Origin of the sequence: Sphingomonas sp. Mn802worker (assembly GCF_000382485.1) — a bacterium.
Lineage (GTDB): Bacteria > Pseudomonadota > Alphaproteobacteria > Sphingomonadales > Sphingomonadaceae > Sphingomonas.
In genome coordinates this window covers 247845-266602 of record NZ_AORY01000002.1, presented here as the reverse complement: position 1 = coordinate 266602, position 18758 = coordinate 247845, and the positions used below count along the sequence as shown (strand labels likewise).

Sequence of the window (18758 nt, the reverse complement as noted above, 5' to 3'; positions counted from 1 at the left end):
CATTCAGGCCTCGACCGAGACGATCTCACGGCCGTTATAGTGACCGCAGGCGGTGCACAGATTATGCGGACGCTTCAGCTCGCCACAGTTCGGGCATTCCTGAAACGCCGAGATCGACAGCGCGTCGTGCGCGCGGCGCATGCCACGGCGTGAGGGAGAGGTCTTTCGCTTAGGGACGGCCATTTCGGCACCTTGATCCAAGTGTTACGTATTGAACGACGCGCGCCGTGCAGGTCACCCGAACAGCCGGCACGAGGGCGGCCGCGGCAGGCAGCCGCACATCGGCACGCATCGCGAAGTGACGCGCCTATAGCCAATTCTGCCGGCGTTGCAACCGGGGGGCGGTAATGTCACGGTCCGCGCCTTAGGGGAAAGGGTCCGCTCATGCTGTTACCGATGACGCTGACGATCGCCGCGGCGTGTGCCGCGATCAACATCTGGCTGGCGCTGCGCGTGTCGCAGCGGCGGATCAAGGGCAAGGTGATGGTCGGCGATGGTGGCGCAGGACCGTTGCAGACAGCGGTGCGTGCGCACGCCAATTTCGTCGAATATGCGCCCTTCGTGCTGATCCTGCTCGCCGGCATCGAGCTGGCAGGCGGATCGCCGACGTGGTTGTGGGCCGCAGGCGCGGTGTTCGTGGCCGGACGCGTGGCGCATGGCCTGGGGATGGACCGCGCAGCGCCCAATCCGTTGCGGGCTGGCGGGATCGTCGCGACCTGGATGGTGCTCGCAGGGCTGGCAGTGTGGGCGCTGGTGCTGGTCTACGGCCGTGACGCGCGCTCGGATCGCGCAATCACGACGGTGCCGATCGACGCTACGCGCGGCTAGACGCGCATCGCCGCGCCCGAGTCGCGATCAGGCGGCGAGCGCCCGATCGCTGACGAACATGTTATGCTGCCGCTCGTGTGCGAACGTGCTGGGCTTGCCATGGCCGGGGATGAAGTGCGTGTCGCCGAGCGGCCACAGCTTGGTGACGATCGATTCGATCAGCTGCTTGTGGTTGCCCTGCGGCAGATCGGTGCGCCCGACCGAGCCCTGGAACAGGACGTCGCCGACCTGCGCGAAACGCGAGGGTGCGTGATGGAAGATGACGTGCCCGGCGGTGTGGCCGGGCGTGTGATAGACGTCGAGGGTCAGCTCGCCGACGCTCACCGTGTCGCCGTCGACCAGCCAGCGATCCGACTCGGTGTTGACGCCGCGGATGCCCCAGTTACGCCCATCATCCTCCAGCCGCGCTAGCCAGAAACGGTCGTCCTCGTGCGGCCCCTCGATCGTGACGCCAAGATCGTCGGCGAGCGGTCTCGCCTCCCCGGCGTGGTCGATGTGGCCGTGCGTCAGCAGCACCTTCTCGACCGTCACGCCTGCCTGCGCGATCGCCGCCCTGATCCGCGGCAGGTCGCCGCCGGGATCGATCACCGCCGCGCGCATCGTCTTCGTGCACCAGATCAGCGTGCAATTCTGCTCGATCGCGGTCACCGGAATGATCGCGGCGCGTAGTGGGGGCATATCGTTGGTCATGCGGGAAGCCTTTCGCTTTGCCGGGCTCTTGCCAGAAGTCGCCGGGCGATGACACGGCGACATTCGCGGTTAACGTAGGCCCACGCGACCTGAAAGCCGCGGTTGCGCGCTTGCCGCCACCCGGCGGCGCGGGCATCACGCGGTGAGATGCGGATCGAGCCCCCTTACGTCCTGCTGGACGACGCACGCGACGGCGGCGCGGCGGCGCGGCTGTATCGCCATCCGCACGCGGTGCTGACAGCGCACGAGGCGGCAGAGATCGCCCCGCTGCTGGCGGCGGTACGTGCGCACGACGGGGATGCCGCCGGGTTCGTGTCGTACGAGGCGGCGGGTGCATTCGAACCCACGATGGGTGCGGCGCGCAAGAGCGATGCCCCGCTTGCCTGGTTCGGGCTGTTCGACGGGTGGGAGCCGGTCGACGTGCCGGCACTATTACCCGATCCCGCCGGCGCGTGGATCGGTGCACTGCGGCCGCGGGTGACGCGCGCCGAGTATGACGCGATGTTCGCGCACGTGCAGGCGCTGATCGCGGCGGGTGACCTGTACCAGGCGAACCTGACCTTCCGCGCCGAGGTGGACGTGATCGGCGATCCGATCGCGCTCTACGCCCGACTTCGCGCGGCGACGTGTGGGGGGTGGAGCGCGATCGTCGCAACCGGCGATGCGACCTTCCTGTCCTTCTCGCCCGAACTGTTCTTCGCGCTGGAGGGCGATCGCCTCACCTGCCGCCCGATGAAGGGCACTGCACCGCGGCTGCCCGATTCGCAGGCGGACGCCGCCGCCGCCGACGCACTGGTGCGCGATCCGAAGCAACGCGCCGAGAATCTGATGATCGTCGACCTGATGCGCAACGACCTGTCGCGCGTCGCGGTGGCGGGCAGTGTCGCGGTGCCGGAGCTGTTCGCGCTGGAACGGTACCCGACGGTGCACCAGATGACCTCTATGGTGACCGCGACGAAAGCGCCGCGCGCCGACGCGGTCGACGTGCTGTCGGCGCTGTTTCCGTGCGGGTCGATCACCGGTGCGCCCAAGGTGCGCGCAGTGCAGGCTCTCGCCGGAATAGAGCAGGACGCGCGTGGGCTTTACACCGGAGCGATCGGGCGGATCGACGCGAATGGCGACGCGATGTTCAACGTTGCGATTCGCACGCTGGCGCTGTCCGCGGACGGCACAAGCGCGACCATTGGGCTGGGCGGCGGGATCGTTGCGGATTCGACCGCCGACGCGGAATGGGACGAGGCACTGGCGAAGGGCGCGTTCCTCGCGCGGACTGAGCGCCACTTCGACCTGATCGAGACGATGGCGTTCGATCCGATGGAGGGGATCGCGCTGATCGAGCGGCATCTGTCGCGGATGAAGGACAGCGCGGTGGCACTCGGCTTCGCGTTCGATCGCCACGATGCGCGCAACGAGCTTCAGGCGGCAACCTTCCGCCTGCGCGGGCCGGCGCGCGTGCGGATGTTGTTGGCGAAGAGTGGCGCGGTGTCGGTCCAGGTGTCGCCGCTGCCGCCGATCCGCGCGACGCCGATCGCGGTCGCGGCCGTGCCGCTGCCGGTCGATCCGGCCGATTGGCGGCTGCGGCACAAGACGAGCGACCGCGCCTTCTACGACGTGGCGCGGCGTACGAGCGGATACGAGGAGGTGGTGTTCGTCGCGCCTGACGGGACGCTAACCGAGGGCAGCTACACCTCGGTGTTCGTGCCGTGCGACGATATGCTGTTGACGCCGGCGGTGGGTGCGCTGTTGCCGGGCGTGTTGCGGGCCGAGTTGATCGAGAGCGGCCGCGCGCGTGAGGCGGTGCTGCGGATCGCGGATTTGCGTGACGGCTTCTTTCTCGGCAACAGCTTGCGCGGATTGATGCCGGCGCGCTTGATCGAAGAGCATCCCGCGGTTGCGAAATAAGCGTGCGCGTTCCATAGGCCCACGCGCATTTTCCGTACACGAAGGGTTTGCCCTGTGAAGACCTCCGCCGCGCTCGATCGCATCTCGCCGTCCCCCACACTCGCGATCACCAGCCGCGTGATGGAGCTGAAGCGCGCGGGCGTCGACGTGATCGGGCTTGGGGCCGGCGAGCCCGATTTCGATACGCCCGAGTTCGTCAAGGAAGCCGCGATCCAGGCGATCCGCGACGGGAAGACGAAGTACACCAACGTCGACGGCACGCCCGAGTTGAAGGACGCGATCGTCGCGAAGTTCGCGCGCGACAACAAGCTGACCTACTCAGCGCCGCAGATCAGTGTGAACGTCGGCGGCAAGCACACTTTGTTCAACGCGCTGGTCGCGACCGTCGAGGCGGGCGACGAGGTCATCATCCCCGCGCCCTATTGGGTCAGCTACCCCGATGTGGTGCAGTTCGCGGGCGGCACCCCGGTGGTCGTACCGGCGGGTGCGGAGTACGGCTACAAGCTGACGCCGGAGATGCTGGAGCGCGCGATCACGCCGCGCACCAAGTGGGTGATCCTGAACTCGCCGTCGAACCCGACCGGCGCCGCCTACACGGTGGAGGAACTGAAGGCGTTGGGCGCGGTGCTCGAACGCCATCCGAATGTCTGGGTGTTCGCCGACGACATGTACGAGCACATCGTCTACGACGACTTCCGCTTCGCGACGATCGCCGAAGTGTGCCCGTCGCTTTACGAGCGGACGCTGACCGTCAACGGCTGTTCCAAGGCGTATGCGATGACCGGATGGCGGATCGGGTTCGCCGCCGGTGCGCCGTGGCTGATCAAGGCGATGGCGAAGCTGCAGTCGCAATCGACCAGCAATCCGTGCTCGATCGCGCAGGCGGCGGCGGTCGCCGCGCTGACGGGCGACCAGTCGTTTCTGGCCGAGCGCGCGCGCGCGTTCCAGGCGCGGCGCGATCTGGTGGTCGGGATGCTCAACGAGGCGGAAGGCATCATCTGCCCGACACCGGAAGGCGCTTTCTACGTCTACCCGAGCGTCGCGGGCGTGATCGGCAAGACGACACCCAAGGGTCAGCGGATCGAGAGCGACAGCGACTTCGTCGGCTATCTGCTCGACGATGCGCGCGTCGCGGCGGTTCAGGGTGTCGCGTTCGGCCTCTCGCCTGCGATGCGGATCAGCTATGCGACGTCAGAGGCGCTGCTGACCGAGGCGTGCACGCGCATCCAGCAAGCGTGCGCGGCGTTGCGCTGATCCGGCGGCGAGTCTAACGGCGCATCTTTGGCCCATCTCCCACCTGTCACAACTCGCTGATCGCCGGATCGTGAAACGATCACTTTCGATCGTTCACATTGCCGCTGGGTAGCGCTCGCGTCTACATCGCTGGCAGATGAACAGGAGAACCAGCGTCGGTTCATCCTCGCCAGCCTATTTCGACCATATGGAAACCGGGTCCGCATTGCGCGTTCGTTATGAGCGGGTGGGCGGATCGCAGCAGGAACACGACCGATGCGCCTCTTCAAGACCAGCTTCTTCTGGCAGTTCGCCGGTGGGTTCGCGATCGGCGCGGCTGGCTTGTTGGCGCTGCAACCCGCCGCATCGGCGAACCCGGTGCACCAGCCTGCCGTTCACGCGGAACGCTGACCTCTGGCAGCACGCAAGTCGCTGACCTATATACGTAAAATGAACTATCGCCCTCTCCTAGCCGCCGCGCTGATGTTGAGCGCCTGTGGAACCGCACAGGCTGAGCGCGCGGTGCCGATCCCCGTCGCGGCCGTGGACGTGCCCGCCGGTACGGGGATGCAGACCGCAGTGCTCGCCGGGGGATGCTTCTGGGGGATGGAAGCGGTGTTCGAGCATGTGCGCGGGGTGAAGTCGGTCACCGCGGGCTACGCCGGCGGCACGCGCGCGACCGCCAATTACACTGCGGTCAGCAGCGAGACGACGCGCCATGCCGAGGCGGTTCGCATCAGCTACGATCCGCGGCAGGTCAGCTATGCAACGCTGCTGCGTGTCTACTTTTCGATCGCGCATGATCCGACGCAGGTAAACCGGCAGGGACCGGACAGCGGCACCAGCTATCGTTCGGCAATCTTCGCGCAATCACCCGATCAAGCACGCGTTGCCGCGGCGTACATCCACCAGTTGAGCAACGCCCACGTGTTTCCGCGCGCGATCGCAACTAAGGTCGAGCGTGGCGCCTTCTTCCCGGCCGAGGCGTACCATCAGAACTTCTTCGACCGGAATCCAACACATCCGTATATCGTGACGTGGGACAGGCCCAAGGTAGCGGCTTTTCGCGCAGGATTTCCGAAGCTGGCGGTCTGAGCCGCTTAGCCTACAACGCGCGTGCTTCCTCGATCAGCATGACCGGGACACCGTCGCGGATCGGGTATGCGACGCCGGCGGCGTCAGAGATCAACTCGCCTGCATGACGATCGTAGCGTAGCGGCGTGCGCGTTACCGGACAGACGAGCTTATCCAGCAACCACGGGTCGAGCTCGCCTGTTATGGCAGCCCCGCTCACTGAAGCGTGACCCGCTCATCGCCATCGTGGCGGCCAAAGAATTGCATCAATTGCACCAGCAACTCGCAGCGCGCCGAGATGCCCTTCGATTCGAGCAGCGCCTGTTTTGCCGCGACATCGAATGGTGCGATCTGCGCGACACCGTTGACCAGCGCGGCATCGTCGAGCCGACCAACCGAGTCCCAGTCAACCGCATAGCCCAGCGCCTCGGCAAATCGCTTCGATTCGAGTTCGAGCGAGGCACGCTCGCCCAGCGCCAGTGTCTGGTCGCCTTCGACCGGCAGCAACTCCGCCTCGACCTGTCGGAACGCGGTCGAGACGTCGAGCTCGTCCACAACGCGGAACAGCGCCACGCCTTCAAGGATCAGATTGTAGCGCCCGTCCTCCATCGCCTCGAACTCGGCGATCCGCCCGACGCAGCCGATGTCGAACAGATCGGGGTCCTGCGGGTCGCTGTCAGGGCGCGGCTGGATCATCCCGATGCGGCGGTCGCGGGCCATCGCGTCCGACATCATCGCGCGGTAGCGCGGCTCGAAGATGTGGAGCGGCAGGTGCATGCCGGGGAACAGCAGCGCGCCGGGTAGCGGAAAGATCGAAAGCCGCGTGCGCGTCATCCGAACAGGATCGCCGACAGCCGGCGGCGCTGCGCCGAGACCCACGGATCCTCGAGCCCGACGACCTCGAACAGCTTGAGCAGCTGCTGACGTGCGGCGCCCTCGTTCCATGCGCGATCGGCGGCGGTGATGTGGAGGAAGCCGTCGGCGGCGGCGTCGCGGTCACCCGCCGCCATCTGCGCGTTGGCGAGGTCGAAGCGCGCCTGGTAATTGTCGGGGTCGGCGGCGACCGCAGCGTGCAGGGGCGCGAGATCGTCGACCGCAGGTGCCGACCGCGCGAGTGCCAGTGCCGCGCGCGCGCGCTCGATGTCGGGCAGCTTGGCCAGATCGTCGGGCATCGCCGCGATCATCGCTTCCGCCTCATCGATCATCCCCAGCGCCACCAGCGCGCGGACGCGGCCCGAGACGACCGCATGATGCTCGGGCGCCATCTCGGCCAATTGATCGAAGATCGACAGCGCACGCTCGGCATCGCCGGAGGCCAGCACGTCCTCGCCCATCTGCACCAAGGGCTCCAGCTCGGCCTCCTGCGACTGCGCCTCGCCTTCGATCGGCAACTGGCGCAGCAGCTGATCGAGCATCGTGCGCAGCTGCGATTCGGTGCGTGCGCTGGTCAGGTCGGCGACCAGTTGTCCCTGGAACATCGCGTAGACGGTCGGGATCGACTTGATTTGGAATTGCGCCGCGATGAACTGGTTCTTGTCGGTATCGACCTTCGCCAGCACGACACCCTTGTCGGCATAGGCCTCGGCGACCTTTTCCAGCACGGGGGTCAGCGCCTTGCACGGCCCGCACCACTCGGCCCAGAAATCGATAATGACCAGCTTGGTCATCGACGGCTCGACGACGTCCGAGCGGAATGATTGAATGGCCTCTTTCTCGGCCGGTGACATGCCTAACGTCGCCAAGGGCTGCTCCTGATTGCGTGCGCCCTTATGTGGGAACGGGGACGGGGATACAAACCCCCCTCCCCGCTCGTTTGCGTCGCCTCAGAATGCCGCGCTGATCGAGAACAATGCGGTCGACCCCGCAATCGTGCTGCCGTTCTTGGTGCTGGCGAAATTGGGCTTGAGGTAGGCTGATTCGCGGTTGCTGATGTCGGTATCGATATAGGCCGCGCTGAGCGTCAGCGGCGTGCCGTGGATGGCGAGATCGGCGCCGAGCATCCAGTCGAGATACTCGCCCGTCGGCGCCGGGCTCGTGCCGTTGGGGCCGAGACCCGAATTGCCCTTCGAATAACCCAGATGCGCCTTCAGCGTCACGGGCGTCGTCGGGATCGCGGCGGCGGCGTCACCCCACAGGTAGAGGTTGTCGTTCTTCTTGTTGGGGCGGTTGGGGATGCCGGTGGCATAGTCGGCAGCGGAATTGTACCATTTGCCGATCGCCTCCTGCTTGGGCGCATAGGCGACGCCGACCAGCAGCGAGGCCGGACCCACCGTGCCCGACAATTTGGCGAAGGGTTCGGCGAAGTCGGTCTTCGATGCGCCGCCCGGATACATATACCACGTCAGTCCGACGTCGAGCGCCGCGCCGCCGCCGATCGGCACCTTGTACCCGCCGATCAGGTCGAGCTCCATGTTCGAGCCGCCGAACGTACCCCAGCCCGCGAGGTTCGACGCCCAGGCGCCGCCGTACAAACCGCTTTCGTGCGTGATGGTGATCCCGCCCTGGATCGCGCCTTCCTTGTCGGTCTGCGACACGCCGCGCAGGCGGTAGTCGGTCAAAAGCGCAACGCTCCCCGTCACGGTGACGGGCTTCGGCGGGGCGGTTTCCTGCGCGACGGCAGGCGTTGCGACACCTAACAGGGCGAGCGCGGATATCAGAACGTACTTCATCGGAACCTCCTTGTTGTAGAGGCTCCTCCTGCTTGCCGGCACGCTTGCTCTCACTCACGGCTCTCACCAGTTGAGCGGGCAGTGCTGCACCTGCGAAGGGAAAGCTATCGGGCGTTTTCCTTCACATCAAGCGGCAACGTGCATCAATGCGCCGCGGCGGCGGTCAGTGTGGCGATCCTGCCACTGGCACCGGTCACGTCGACGCTGCCGCCCGCCTGACGCCGCCGCTGCAGCCAGTCGCGCAGCATCTCCGCGCTGGTATGGTCGGCTGCACGCAGGCCCGAGACATCGAGTGCGACGGGCGTGCCCGCGGGTGCGCGGTCGAGCGTGTCGGACAGTTTCGGCAGCGTCAGGAACGTCGCCGTGCCGTTCAGCGCGATCGCGTGACGCTCGGCATCGCCACCCTCCACCACACGCAGCCGCAGACGGCTGAGATGTGGCACCAGCTCCAGCGTGGTGAGCGCGATGCCGACCAGCACGCCGGTCAACAGATCAGTGGTGACGACGGTGATCAGCGTCGCTGCCCAGATCAGCACCGGCAGTAGCCCGTGGTCGCGCATCAGATGCCGTGCATGGTCGAGGCTGACGAGGCGAAAGCCGGTCACGACCAGGATCGCGCCGAGCGCCGCCATCGGGATCTCGCGCAGCAGCCACGGCAGAAGTGCAACGAAGCCGAGGATCCACGCGCCGTGCAGGATCGCCGACGCGCGCGTCACCGCGCCCGCCTGCACGTTGGCGGACGAGCGCACGATCACGCCCGTCATCGGCAACGATCCGGCGAGTCCGCACAGCATGTTGCCGACACCCTGCGCACGCAGTTCCTTGTTATAGTCGGTGCGCACACCGTCGTGCATCTTGTCGACTGCCGCGGCGGACAAGAGCGTTTCGGCCGAAGCAATGAATGCGATCGCGAGCGCGGCGGTCAGGATCGCGGGATCAAGCCACTGCGCCCAGAAGCCGGCGGCGGGCGGCGCAAGCGCGGCGGTGATCGAGGCGGGCACCTGCACGCGCGCCACATCGAGCCCGAGCGTGACCGCGAGTAGCGTTCCCGTCAGCACGCCGACCAGCGCGCCGGGCAACAGCCGAAGCGAGGCCGGGCGGAACTTCTCCCACGCCAGCATCGCGGCGATGGTGGCAAGGCCGATGCCGAACGCGATCTCGGTCGCCTGAAGGTTGAACGGCGACAGGCCGAACAGCCGCGCAGGCGCCGCCGACAGGTTCTGCAATCCGCTCGGTAACGGTTTGGCATCGAACAGGACGTGAAATTGCCCCGCAACGATCAGCACGCCGATGCCGGCGAGCATGCCGTGCACCACTGCAGGCGAGATGGCGCGAAACCAGCCGCCGAGGCGGAAGATGCCCGCCATCAGCTGGATCGCGCCCGCGAGCAGCAGGATCGGCCCGAGCGCGCTCAGCCCCTGATCGCGCACCAGTTCATAGACGATGACGGCGAGGCCGGCCGCGGGGCCGCTGACCTGCAAGGGCGATCCGGCCAGCATCCCGACGATGAGGCCGCCGATGATACCGGTGATCAGCCCCTTCTCCGGCGACACGCCCGAGGCGACCGCGATTCCCATGCAGAGCGGCATCGCGACCAGAAAGACGACGATCGACGCGGTCAGGTCACGCGCGAAGAACTGTCGGGATGGGACCGATACGCCGGGCCGGGCGGCATCCGCGAGCGCAACAGCTGACACCACGAGCCACTCTCCCCATCCTTGTCGAATGTGACCGAGTATCAACCGGGCGTTGCTGTTGCTCGGCAACGGTGTGTTATTGTGTGTCGCTGTTTCTTTGTGTGTCCGGCAGGCTGATACACGCCTCCAGCCCGCCCGCAGCGCGATTCGACAGCGTCAGCGTGCCGCCTTCGTCCGCCACCGCCTTGGCGACGATCGACAGGCCCAGGCCGAAGCCCACGGTGTCGCGTCCGCGCGCGGGGTCGAGACGCACAAACGGTTCGAGCACCTCGCGCAATTTGTCCTCCGGGATGCCGGGGCCGTCGTCGGCGACACGGATCACCACCCCCGTATCCTCGCGCGCGAGCGTCAGCGTGACACTGCTGCCGTAGTGAAGCGCATTCTCGACCAGGTTGGTCATCGCGCGCTTGATCGACAGCCGCCGGACGCAAAGCTCCAGATGATCGGGACCCTCGTACGCCGCCTGCGCGCCGCGATCGGCGGCGTCGTCGATCACCGTCTCGCACAGCACCGCCAGATCGACCATCGACGGCGCTTCGGGCTCGGCTCCCCCCAAAAACGCGAGCAGCGAGGTGATCATCGCCTCCATCTCGGCGACGTCGTGGAGGATCGCCGTGCGCGTATCGTCACGCGGCAAGCCTTCGGTGCGCAGGTGGAGGCGGGCGAGCGGGGTGCGCAGGTCGTGGCCGACCGCGGCGAGCGCCTGCGTGCGGCCGGCGATCAGCGCTCGGATACGCTCCTGCATGTCGTTGAACGCGCTGATGACGCGGCGCACCTCGCCGGGCCCGTCGACCTCTACCGGCTCGACCACGCCGTGCCCGACGCGGTCAGCGGCGGCGGCGAGCATCCGCAAGGGGCGGAAACTGCGCCTGAGCGCGACGCCTGCCAGCACCATCAGCGCGATCGCAGGGATCAGCGCCAACGCGATCCGTTCTGCGGCGAAGCTGATCCCGCCGATCGGGGCGAGCGTGCGGAAATAGACCCAGCTGCCGTCCGCCAGCTGCATCCCGCCGGTCACTACCGATCGCCGCCCCGGCGACACCAGCCGCAATTGCAGGTGCGCGTCGCGCAACGACGGCTCCCACTCCAATACCTGGCGCTGCATCTCGTCGAGCGCGGGGGCGATCCTGGGTGTGGGATGCGGCGTCGGCGACCAGATCAATGCGTAACGCTCGGTGGTGAGCTCGTCTGCCATCGTCTCGCGCTGCTCGGCCGGACGCTCGGCGAGCAGGCGGCGGCTGATCACCAGATGCTCGGCGAGGCGATTGGCCTCGTCGTCGCGCACCGCGAAGCCGCTCGCGCGCTCGTACAGGATCGTGCTCGCGCCGAACTCGATCAGCAGCGTGATGAGCAGGATCGCGACGACCTGCCCGAGCAGCCCGAAGGCCGGGCGCCGGAGCAGCCGCAAGCGGGGCTACTGGCGCTCGACCGCGACGTTCAGCATGTAGCCGACGCCGCGCACGGTGACGATCGGGGCAGGCGTGCCCGCGCTGCCGAGCTTGCGGCGCAGCCGGCTGACCAGCACGTCGATAGAGCGGTCGGAGCTGTCGCCCAGCCGCGTGCGTGACAATTCGATCAACCGCTCGCGCGCGATCACGCGCTGCGCGTGGTCGGCGAGCACCACCAGCAGGTCGAACTCCGCACCGGTCAGGTCGACGATGGCGCCGGTCGGGCTGGTCAGCTCGCGCCGGGGCAGGTTGATCGTCCAGCCGTCGAACGTCAGCACGCCCTGCTCGGCATTGCCCGCCAGCCGGTCCATCGGCGGGCGGCGCAGCACCGCGCGGACGCGCGCGACGAGCTCGCGCGTGCCGAACGGCTTGGCGATATAATCGTCCGCGCCCAGCTCCAGCCCGACGACACGGTCGGTCTCGCTCGCGCGTGCCGACATGAAGATGATCGGCACGTCGCTTTTCTGGCGCAGCGTGCGACACAGGTCGATGCCGCTGGTGCCCGGCAGCATGATGTCGAGCAGCACGAGGTCGACGGGGCCGTTCTCCAGCGCAAGCCACATCTCGGGCGCGGCGGAGGCGGGACGGACGAGGAAGCCGTTCTCCTGCAACGCACGCGCGGTCAGCATGCGAAGCGACGGATCGTCCTCGACGAGCAGGATGGTCGGGGCGGTCATGGCTACAGGCGGGTATCGGTCAGGTTGATCGCGGTCAATCGAGGTGAGCCGATCATTTGCCCGACGCGGCCCTTTCGCCGCGCAAAAAGCGGCGGCATCGCGAAATTGGCTATTGCCGACCCCCGGGGGCGATGCTAGTGGCGCCGCTCCCCGATCGGAACGGCTTCTCGCCGATCGATCCGAAGACGCCAGAGCGGGCGTAGCTCAGGGGTAGAGCACAACCTTGCCAAGGTTGGGGTCGAGGGTTCGAATCCCTTCGCCCGCTCCAGCGTGTTGCCGCGAAATAGCGGCATGCTATTTCGCGCACCAGCAACACGCCCGGCCAGCGACGCACCGCGTCGACTGACGACGCGGCTTTGCCGCGGCGTTATCTTCCATAGCCATGCCCGATCGGATCACTCATCCTGTTGTGCTCCATCGTGTCCGCAATCTGTAGCGCGTGCAGATGGTTGATGGGACTTGGCTTTAAAGCAGGAAAGTATCCGCAGCAGCGTTCAAGAAAATGACGAAACGTATTAGAGGGTCTGGGAGAAAAATGAGCTTGGCAGTATCTGCGATATTGGTATGCTTATTGAGCACGCGAAGAGTCGTTCCCCCGCATCAGCGGTGGATCACCCTGTATTGGAGGGCTCTAATAAACGTGTGTAAGCGACTCCCCCGCCTCGTGGGGCCGGTCGCCAATATGAGCAGCAATGTTCATGGCGGCGATTGAAAGGGGCCGCCGTCCTACCGACGGCCCCGAACGAGGCAGGCACTGCCCACCTCGCGCTCGTTGCAAGCGCGCGTGATCTAGTGGGCTGTAACTTGATGGTCAACCGAGCCTCGTGGTGCCGGAGGCGAGGTCGGCCTTGAGGAGATATGTACCATGAACATGCGCAAACCGATCGGCACGACGGCCCGGACTGGTGAGAGTTGCCCAGAGTCAGGCGTCTGGCAGGCACAGAGCGTGCCGTCGACTACGGCGCCAATCGCTAAAGGCAACCGCATGCCACCGTACAATGGCACGGCGGTGACCTGGAAGCTGATCCGCTACGCGTGATCGCATACGACAGCGGCCCCGCACTCCGGTGCGGGGCCGCTCGACCTCTCACTCCGCCGGCAGGTACACCTCCCCACCCTTCTCACGGAAGCGCTCGCTCATTTCGGCCATGCCGGCCTCGGCGTCGCCCGCCGCGACGAACGTCTCGACCGGCGCGTTCTGCTTGGCGGCGAAGTCCCTTACTTCTTGGGTAATCTTCATCGAGCAGAACTTCGGGCCGCACATCGAGCAGAAATGCGCGGTCTTGGCGCCTTCGGCCGGAAGCGTCTGGTCGTGGTATTGCTCGGCCGTCTCCGGGTCCAACGACAGGTTGAACTGGTCGCGCCAGCGGAACCCGAAGCGGGCGCGTGACAGCGCGTCGTCGCGCATCCTGGCGGCCGGGTGCCCCTTGGCGAGGTCGGCGGCGTGGGCGGCGAGCTTGTAGGTCACCACGCCGACCTTGACGTCGTCGCGGTCGGGGAGGCCCAGATGCTCCTTGGGCGTGACGTAGCAGAGCATCGCGGTGCCGTACCAACCGATCATCGCCGCGCCGATGCCACTGGTGATGTGGTCGTAACCAGGCGCGATGTCGGTGGTCAGCGGCCCGAGCGTGTAGAAGGGCGCCTCGCCGCACGCCTCGATCTGCTTGTCCATGTTCTGCTTGATCTTGTGCATCGGCACGTGGCCCGGACCTTCAATCATCACCTGCACGTCCTGCTCCCAGGCGCGCTTGGTAAGTTCGCCGAGCGTGTAGAGCTCAGCGAATTGCGCCTCGTCGTTGGCATCGGCGATCGCACCGGGGCGGAGACCGTCGCCGAGCGAATAGGCAATGTCATACGCCTTCATGATCTCGGTGATCTCGTCGAACCGCTCGTAGAGGAAGCTCTCCTTGTGGTGCGCCAGGCACCATTTCGCCATGATGCTGCCGCCGCGGCTGACGATGCCGGTCACGCGCTTGGCGGTCAGCGGCACGTAGGGCAGACGGACGCCGGCGTGGATGGTGAAGTAATCCACGCCCTGCTCGGCCTGCTCGATCAGCGTGTCGCGGAAGATCTCCCACGTCAGCTCCTCGGCGATGCCGCCGACCTTCTCCAGCGCCTGGTAGATGGGGACGGTGCCGATCGGCACGGGTGAGTTGCGGATGATCCATTCGCGCGTGTCGTGGATGTTGCGCCCCGTCGACAGGTCCATCACCGTGTCGGCGCCCCATCGGGTCGCCCAGACGAGCTTGTCCACCTCACTCGCGACATTGCTGGCAACTGCCGAGTTGCCGATGTTGGCGTTGATCTTGACCAGAAAGTTGCGGCCGATCGCCATCGGCTCGGTCTCGGGGTGGTTGATGTTGTTGGGGATGATCGCGCGGCCGCGGGCGACCTCGTCGCGGACGAACTCGGGCGTCACGTAGTCGGGGATGGCGGCGCCGAAGCTTTCGCCGTCGCGGACGTATTCACGCAGCATCTCGCGGCCAAGATTCTCGCGCGTGGCGACATATTCCATCTCGGGCGTGATGATGCCGCGGCGCGCATAGTGCATCTGGCTGACGTTGGCGCCGGCCTTCGCGCGCAACGGACGCTTGTTGACGTTGGGGAACGGCTGCACCCCGCCTGAGCGATCGGGGCCGAGCTGTCCGTTGTCCGCCGGGCGGATCTCGCGCGCCTCATATGCCTCGACATCGCCGCGCGCGGTGATCCAGTCGCGGCGGAGCGGGGGGAGGCCCGCCATGATGTCGATCCGAGCGTCCGGGTCGCTGTACGGGCCCGAGGTGTCATAGACGTTGAGCGGTGGCTCGCCGGATGAGGGATCGAGGTCGATCGCGCGCATCGCGACGCGCACCGCTGGATTACCGGGGACCTCGACGTAGATCTTGCGGGAACCGCGGATCGCGCCGGTGGTGACGCCGATCTCGCTGCGGGCCTGGATGTCTGCCATGCGCTTCACTCTCCTTTGAACGGGAGAGGTTCGGCAAGACGGATGGTCGCCGCTCCACTCCCTACGCCGGTATCAACCGGATCAGGTTCAGCGGGTCGGAGGCTCGGGCGCCTCCCTCTCAACCGCCTCAGCGGTCCCCCGGGGAAGGATTCAGTATAGCGGCAGGGTGTGGGGCAGGCAAAGGATGTTTCGGTGTGGGCGACGCCGGACTGTGCCTGGTACCGCCGGCTGCCGTGACGTCGGACGGTGCCTGGCACCGCCGGCCGCCGCAGCGACTCTTCGCCGATCTGCGATCGACGAAGGCGCTCGCGCCTCAGTTGCTTGCGGCGCTGGTCTTCAGATTGCCGTTGACGCCCGCGGGGAAGAACCCGCCGCTCGTCACGGCGGTGTTGTCGAGGAACACGATGTTGAGCACCTGTCCGACCGTGCGGCTGAACGCGATGCCGTTCGCATCGGCCGGCACGATGTTCGATACGAGCTGCCCCGCCGCGTTGGTCGTCGGCGAGATACCCTGATCGTCGTCGCGATTGTTGACGCCGGTCGGGAAGCCGGTCGGCGTTCCGCTCGGGGTGGGTGTCGGGGTTGGAGTCGGCGTGGGCGTCGCGGTCGACTGCACCCCGTCGAGTGTGTCGCGCGCGTCGGAGATCGCGTCGGCGCTGGTGCGCAGCGTCGGCGTCGCCAGCCCCTTCTGATATAGCGTCGTGCGGATCAGGCCGGCATGATACGCTTCCGCCGCGAGCAGCCCTGCGGTCGCTTCCTGATAGCCCGCGGTATAGATCAGCGTCGCCGACGCGCCCTTGTACGCGGTGACGCCGACATCCTCGAACAGGAATGCGCCGAGCAGGAAGTTCTCGTCGTTCAGATAAGGGTCGAACGAACCGCCCGCCGCGATCAGCTTGGCGGCGACCGCGGCCTTGCTGAACGCGCCCGACGCACTGCCGTCGATGTTGATCGCGGGCATCGCCACCGCCGACGTTCCCAGTATCGAGCGCAGGAAGGTGACGTGCGCGACCTCGTCCGCCGCGATCTCGCGCGCATAGGCGGCGACGATCGGATCGGTGAAGCCGACCCGGCGCCCGCCGATGACCCCGCCGGGCGTACCCGTCCCCGACAGCAGGCTGGCGGGCAGCCCAGCGCCGGTCGCGGCGTAGGAGTAGAATTGCGCCTCGAGGTACTCGAGCTGGAGCGCGAAGTTGAGCACGTCGACCTCGGCCGCGATGCTGCTGGCGGACGGCGTCGGGGTGGGCGACGGCGTCGGCGACGGCGCGGGATTGCTGTCCCCGCCACCGCAGGCGGCGAGCAGCGTCAGCCCGCCCGCGACCGCGACGCCGCCGCTCGCCAGCTTGATGAAGCGGCGGCGCTCGGCCCGGCGCTCGGCCGAGGCGGTCAGGATCGTGTTGGCGACTTCGGGATCGGTCATGGGATCAGGACACTTTATGCGAGAAGGATCGGGCTGGGACGTGGAGCCGCGCGTACGCGGCACGCGCGTCAGGTCGCGGTGGCGCTGGTCTTGATCGCGCCGTTGACGCCGGCGGGGAAGAACCCGCCCGAGGTCACCGCTGCCCGGTTGAGGTACAGGATGTTGAGCACGCGGTCGCCCGTCCGGCTGAAGGCAAGCCCGTTGCTGTTGAGCGGCACGATGTTCGACACCGTCTCGCCCGCCGCGTTGGTCGTCGGCGTGATGCCCTGATCGTCGTCGGGCGCGTAGCCGAGCGTCAGATTCTCGGTCACGCTGCCGTCGTACAGGTCGCGCAGGTCGGAAATGCCCTGCGCCTTCTGGATCAGGTTGAGCGAGGGCGTCTCGATCCCCTTGCGGTACAAGGTGCCGCGGATCATCGCGGCGTGATACGCCTCCGTCGCCAGGATGCCCTGCGCCGCCTCGCGCAGTGTCGAGCTGAGTACCGCCGTGGTCGACTTGTAGGCGGTGACGCCCACGTCCTCGAACAGGAACGAGGCGAGCAGGAAGTTCTCGTCGCTGGCATAAGGGTCGAACGTGTCGCTCGCGCCGACCACTCCGGCGGCGCGCGCCGCGGTGGTGAAGGCACCCGCCGGGCTCAGGTCGATCGCGGGCTGCGCCACCGTCAGCGAGCCGATGCTGGAACGCAGGAAGGTCACGTGGGCGAGCTCGTCCGCCGCGATCTCGCGTGCATATTGCGCCACGATCGGATCGGTGAAGCTGACCGCCCGCCCGCCGGTCGCCGCGCCCTGCACGCCTGCGGTCACGACACCGCCCTGTAGCGTCGATGCGATCGCCGCGCCGGTCGTTGCGAAGGCGTAGAAGTTCGCTTCGAGATATTCGAGGTTGAGCGCGAAGTTCAGGTAATCGGACGTGCCGAAGATCGGCGTCGTCGAGGTCGCGGTCGGCGAGGGCGTGGGGGTCGGCGTCGCGGTCTGCGCGCCCGCGCGGCCGGCCGTCAGCATCGCACCGCCCAATGCCGCGGCACCCAGCGCCTGCCCGAAGAACGCGCGCCGCTCCTCGCGCCGCTTCACCCGTGCGTCGAGCGCCCCGATCAGTTCGCCTTCGCCCATCGCCTGCATCCTTCTACCCACGTCCACACGTCCCTGCCGCAGCGAAGCTTTCGCGCAGATGACTCGGATGCGTCGATAGGCGCAGGCGAACGCCGGTGCAAACGAAGCCTCACGCCTGCCCGGACGGCAATGCGTCCGGGCCGCCGCCTCGCCTAGAACGTATAGCCGATGCCGACCGCGCCAAGCCACTGGTTGCGCGAGCCCGCAATGCTGACGATCGGGGTGTCGCCGAAGTCGTTGAGCATGCGCTTGTAGGTGCCACCGGCGATGATCTTGAACCCGTGCAGCAGGTCGCCAGTGAGCGCGTAGGTGCCCGCGAAGCCGACGACGTAATTCTTCCACCCGCCGCGCGTGCGGAACGCCGGCAGCCCGCTTGCCGCCACGTCCTGCGGACGCACGTCGAAATAGGTGCGGCCATAGGCACGCTCGACCTTCTCCGCCGAGGCGAAGATGCCGACCGCCGACTTGATGCTTAGCGGCGTGTAATAGCTGACTGAAGGCTGGAGGATGCCGCTGTCGTGAATACCGGTCACGTCGTAGCGGTAGCTGACCGCGACCGACAGCTTGTCATAGTCGCTGGTGATCAGCCCGGTCTTGCCGACGCCGAGATAACCGCCGAGTTCGAGCGCGGTCGACGTTGTCGGCAGCGCCTTGACGCGCGGATCGTCGATGCCCTTGCGGCTGGTGCGATTGAAGTTGACGAGCCCGACCGGCCCGGCCTGAAAATCCCAGCGCGAGTTGGGTGCGTCGGCGATGAGGTCGACCGAAGCTCGATTGCCCAGCACCTGGAACGAGATGCCGCCAACCGTGCCGATCGCGGCGGGGCCGGGCGTCAACGAATAATCGTTCGAACCTTCGTAATCGGGCAGCCACGCACCCGCAACCGCGACCGTCACGGTGTCGCCGGTGACCAGCGGAGCGGGCGGGCCGTTTGGGTTGATGTCGTTCGTCTGCGCAACGGCCGGCAGTGCGGCAAGGCCGGCAAGCGCCACACAGGCGGAGCGGATGACCGCGCGGGCGGCAGGACGAACGACGGACACGATCTTTTCCCCTTATAGTTGCCG

18 protein-coding genes, 1 tRNA gene and 1 riboswitch are annotated in these 18758 nt (G+C 67.0%); of the genes, 6 read left to right on the top strand and 13 right to left on the bottom strand.

Annotated features, from left to right (window positions below; translation table 11 throughout):
* Nucleotides 1-3 precede the first annotated feature (3 nt).
* On the bottom strand, nucleotides 4-183 hold the full coding sequence (gene rpmF / locus SMN802W_RS0103150; protein ID WP_026325685.1) for a 50S ribosomal protein L32: 180 nt from the start codon (nucleotides 181-183) through the stop codon (nucleotides 4-6).
* 201 nt (nucleotides 184-384) lie between these two features.
* Here rpmF and SMN802W_RS0103145 point away from each other — a divergent pair, with 201 nt between their 5' ends.
* Entirely contained in the window at nucleotides 385-828 is a 444-nt protein-coding gene (locus SMN802W_RS0103145; RefSeq protein WP_019515437.1) for an MAPEG family protein, read from the top strand.
* A gap of 27 nt (nucleotides 829-855) precedes the next feature.
* Here the strand turns inward: SMN802W_RS0103145 and SMN802W_RS0103140 are convergent, their stop codons facing one another.
* On the bottom strand, nucleotides 856-1518 hold the full coding sequence (locus SMN802W_RS0103140; RefSeq protein ID WP_019515436.1) for an MBL fold metallo-hydrolase: 663 nt from the start codon (nucleotides 1516-1518) through the stop codon (nucleotides 856-858).
* 147 nt (nucleotides 1519-1665) lie between these two features.
* On the opposite strand from SMN802W_RS0103140, the gene pabB reads away from it, so the two are divergent.
* From pabB to msrA, 4 genes are all read left to right on the top strand, one after another.
* The gene (gene pabB / locus SMN802W_RS0103135) at nucleotides 1666-3420 is read left to right on the top strand and encodes an aminodeoxychorismate synthase component I (protein WP_019515435.1); all 1755 of its coding nucleotides are present in this window, start codon (nucleotides 1666-1668) and stop codon (nucleotides 3418-3420) included.
* Between the two features lie 54 nt (nucleotides 3421-3474).
* Complete coding sequence (locus tag SMN802W_RS0103130; RefSeq protein WP_019515434.1) at nucleotides 3475-4674, top strand: pyridoxal phosphate-dependent aminotransferase; 1200 nt, start codon at nucleotides 3475-3477, stop codon at nucleotides 4672-4674.
* A gap of 255 nt (nucleotides 4675-4929) precedes the next feature.
* On the top strand, nucleotides 4930-5064 hold the full coding sequence (locus tag SMN802W_RS18795; RefSeq protein ID WP_019515433.1) for a hypothetical protein: 135 nt from the start codon (nucleotides 4930-4932) through the stop codon (nucleotides 5062-5064).
* Nucleotides 5065-5103: 39 nt separating this feature from the next.
* The gene (gene msrA, locus SMN802W_RS0103120; protein WP_026325684.1) at nucleotides 5104-5748 is read left to right on the top strand and encodes a peptide-methionine (S)-S-oxide reductase MsrA; all 645 of its coding nucleotides are present in this window, start codon (nucleotides 5104-5106) and stop codon (nucleotides 5746-5748) included.
* Nucleotides 5749-5758: 10 nt separating this feature from the next.
* Here the strand turns inward: msrA and SMN802W_RS0103115 are convergent, their stop codons facing one another.
* The 7 genes from SMN802W_RS0103115 to SMN802W_RS0103085 form a co-directional block, all read right to left on the bottom strand.
* Nucleotides 5759-5947, bottom strand: coding sequence for a Trm112 family protein (locus SMN802W_RS0103115; protein ID WP_019515431.1), 189 nt, complete (start codon nucleotides 5945-5947; stop codon nucleotides 5759-5761).
* Nucleotides 5944-6561, bottom strand: a complete 618-nt coding sequence (locus SMN802W_RS0103110) for an LON peptidase substrate-binding domain-containing protein (RefSeq protein ID WP_019515430.1) — start codon at nucleotides 6559-6561, stop codon at nucleotides 5944-5946. Before SMN802W_RS0103110 ends, SMN802W_RS0103115 begins: the two co-directional genes overlap by 4 nt.
* Nucleotides 6558-7454 (bottom strand): tetratricopeptide repeat protein, encoded by an 897-nt coding sequence (locus tag SMN802W_RS0103105; protein ID WP_019515429.1) that lies wholly within the window; start codon nucleotides 7452-7454, stop codon nucleotides 6558-6560. The genes SMN802W_RS0103110 and SMN802W_RS0103105 overlap by 4 nt, the downstream gene beginning before the upstream one ends.
* Before the next feature lie 96 nt (nucleotides 7455-7550).
* The gene (locus SMN802W_RS0103100; RefSeq protein WP_019515428.1) at nucleotides 7551-8396 is read right to left on the bottom strand and encodes a TorF family putative porin; all 846 of its coding nucleotides are present in this window, start codon (nucleotides 8394-8396) and stop codon (nucleotides 7551-7553) included.
* A gap of 143 nt (nucleotides 8397-8539) precedes the next feature.
* Nucleotides 8540-10018, bottom strand: a complete 1479-nt coding sequence (locus SMN802W_RS0103095) for a SulP family inorganic anion transporter (RefSeq protein ID WP_051083462.1) — start codon at nucleotides 10016-10018, stop codon at nucleotides 8540-8542.
* Nucleotides 10019-10169: 151 nt separating this feature from the next.
* Nucleotides 10170-11501: an ATP-binding protein gene (locus tag SMN802W_RS0103090; protein ID WP_019515426.1), complete on the bottom strand. Its 1332-nt coding sequence runs from the start codon at nucleotides 11499-11501 to the stop codon at nucleotides 10170-10172.
* Nucleotides 11502-11507: 6 nt separating this feature from the next.
* Nucleotides 11508-12218 (bottom strand): response regulator, encoded by a 711-nt coding sequence (locus SMN802W_RS0103085; RefSeq protein ID WP_019515425.1) that lies wholly within the window; start codon nucleotides 12216-12218, stop codon nucleotides 11508-11510.
* A gap of 193 nt (nucleotides 12219-12411) precedes the next feature.
* Here SMN802W_RS0103085 and SMN802W_RS0103075 point away from each other — a divergent pair.
* Nucleotides 12412-12486, top strand: a tRNA-Gly gene (locus SMN802W_RS0103075).
* Between the two features lie 819 nt (nucleotides 12487-13305).
* Here SMN802W_RS0103075 and thiC read toward each other — a convergent pair.
* The 4 genes from thiC to SMN802W_RS0103055 all read right to left on the bottom strand — a co-directional run bounded on the left by thiC (nucleotide 13306) and on the right by SMN802W_RS0103055 (nucleotide 18734).
* Nucleotides 13306-15165: a phosphomethylpyrimidine synthase ThiC gene (gene thiC, locus SMN802W_RS0103070; RefSeq protein ID WP_019515423.1), complete on the bottom strand. Its 1860-nt coding sequence runs from the start codon at nucleotides 15163-15165 to the stop codon at nucleotides 13306-13308.
* A gap of 40 nt (nucleotides 15166-15205) precedes the next feature.
* Nucleotides 15206-15316, bottom strand: a riboswitch (TPP riboswitch).
* A gap of 162 nt (nucleotides 15317-15478) precedes the next feature.
* The gene (locus SMN802W_RS0103065; RefSeq protein ID WP_019515422.1) at nucleotides 15479-16585 is read right to left on the bottom strand and encodes a ferritin-like domain-containing protein; all 1107 of its coding nucleotides are present in this window, start codon (nucleotides 16583-16585) and stop codon (nucleotides 15479-15481) included.
* A 68-nt stretch (nucleotides 16586-16653) separates the two neighbouring features.
* Nucleotides 16654-17703, bottom strand: coding sequence for a ferritin-like domain-containing protein (locus tag SMN802W_RS0103060; protein WP_019515421.1), 1050 nt, complete (start codon nucleotides 17701-17703; stop codon nucleotides 16654-16656).
* Between the two features lie 143 nt (nucleotides 17704-17846).
* Nucleotides 17847-18734, bottom strand: coding sequence for a MipA/OmpV family protein (locus tag SMN802W_RS0103055; RefSeq protein WP_193378567.1), 888 nt, complete (start codon nucleotides 18732-18734; stop codon nucleotides 17847-17849).
* Between the last annotated feature and the right edge of the window lie 24 nt (nucleotides 18735-18758).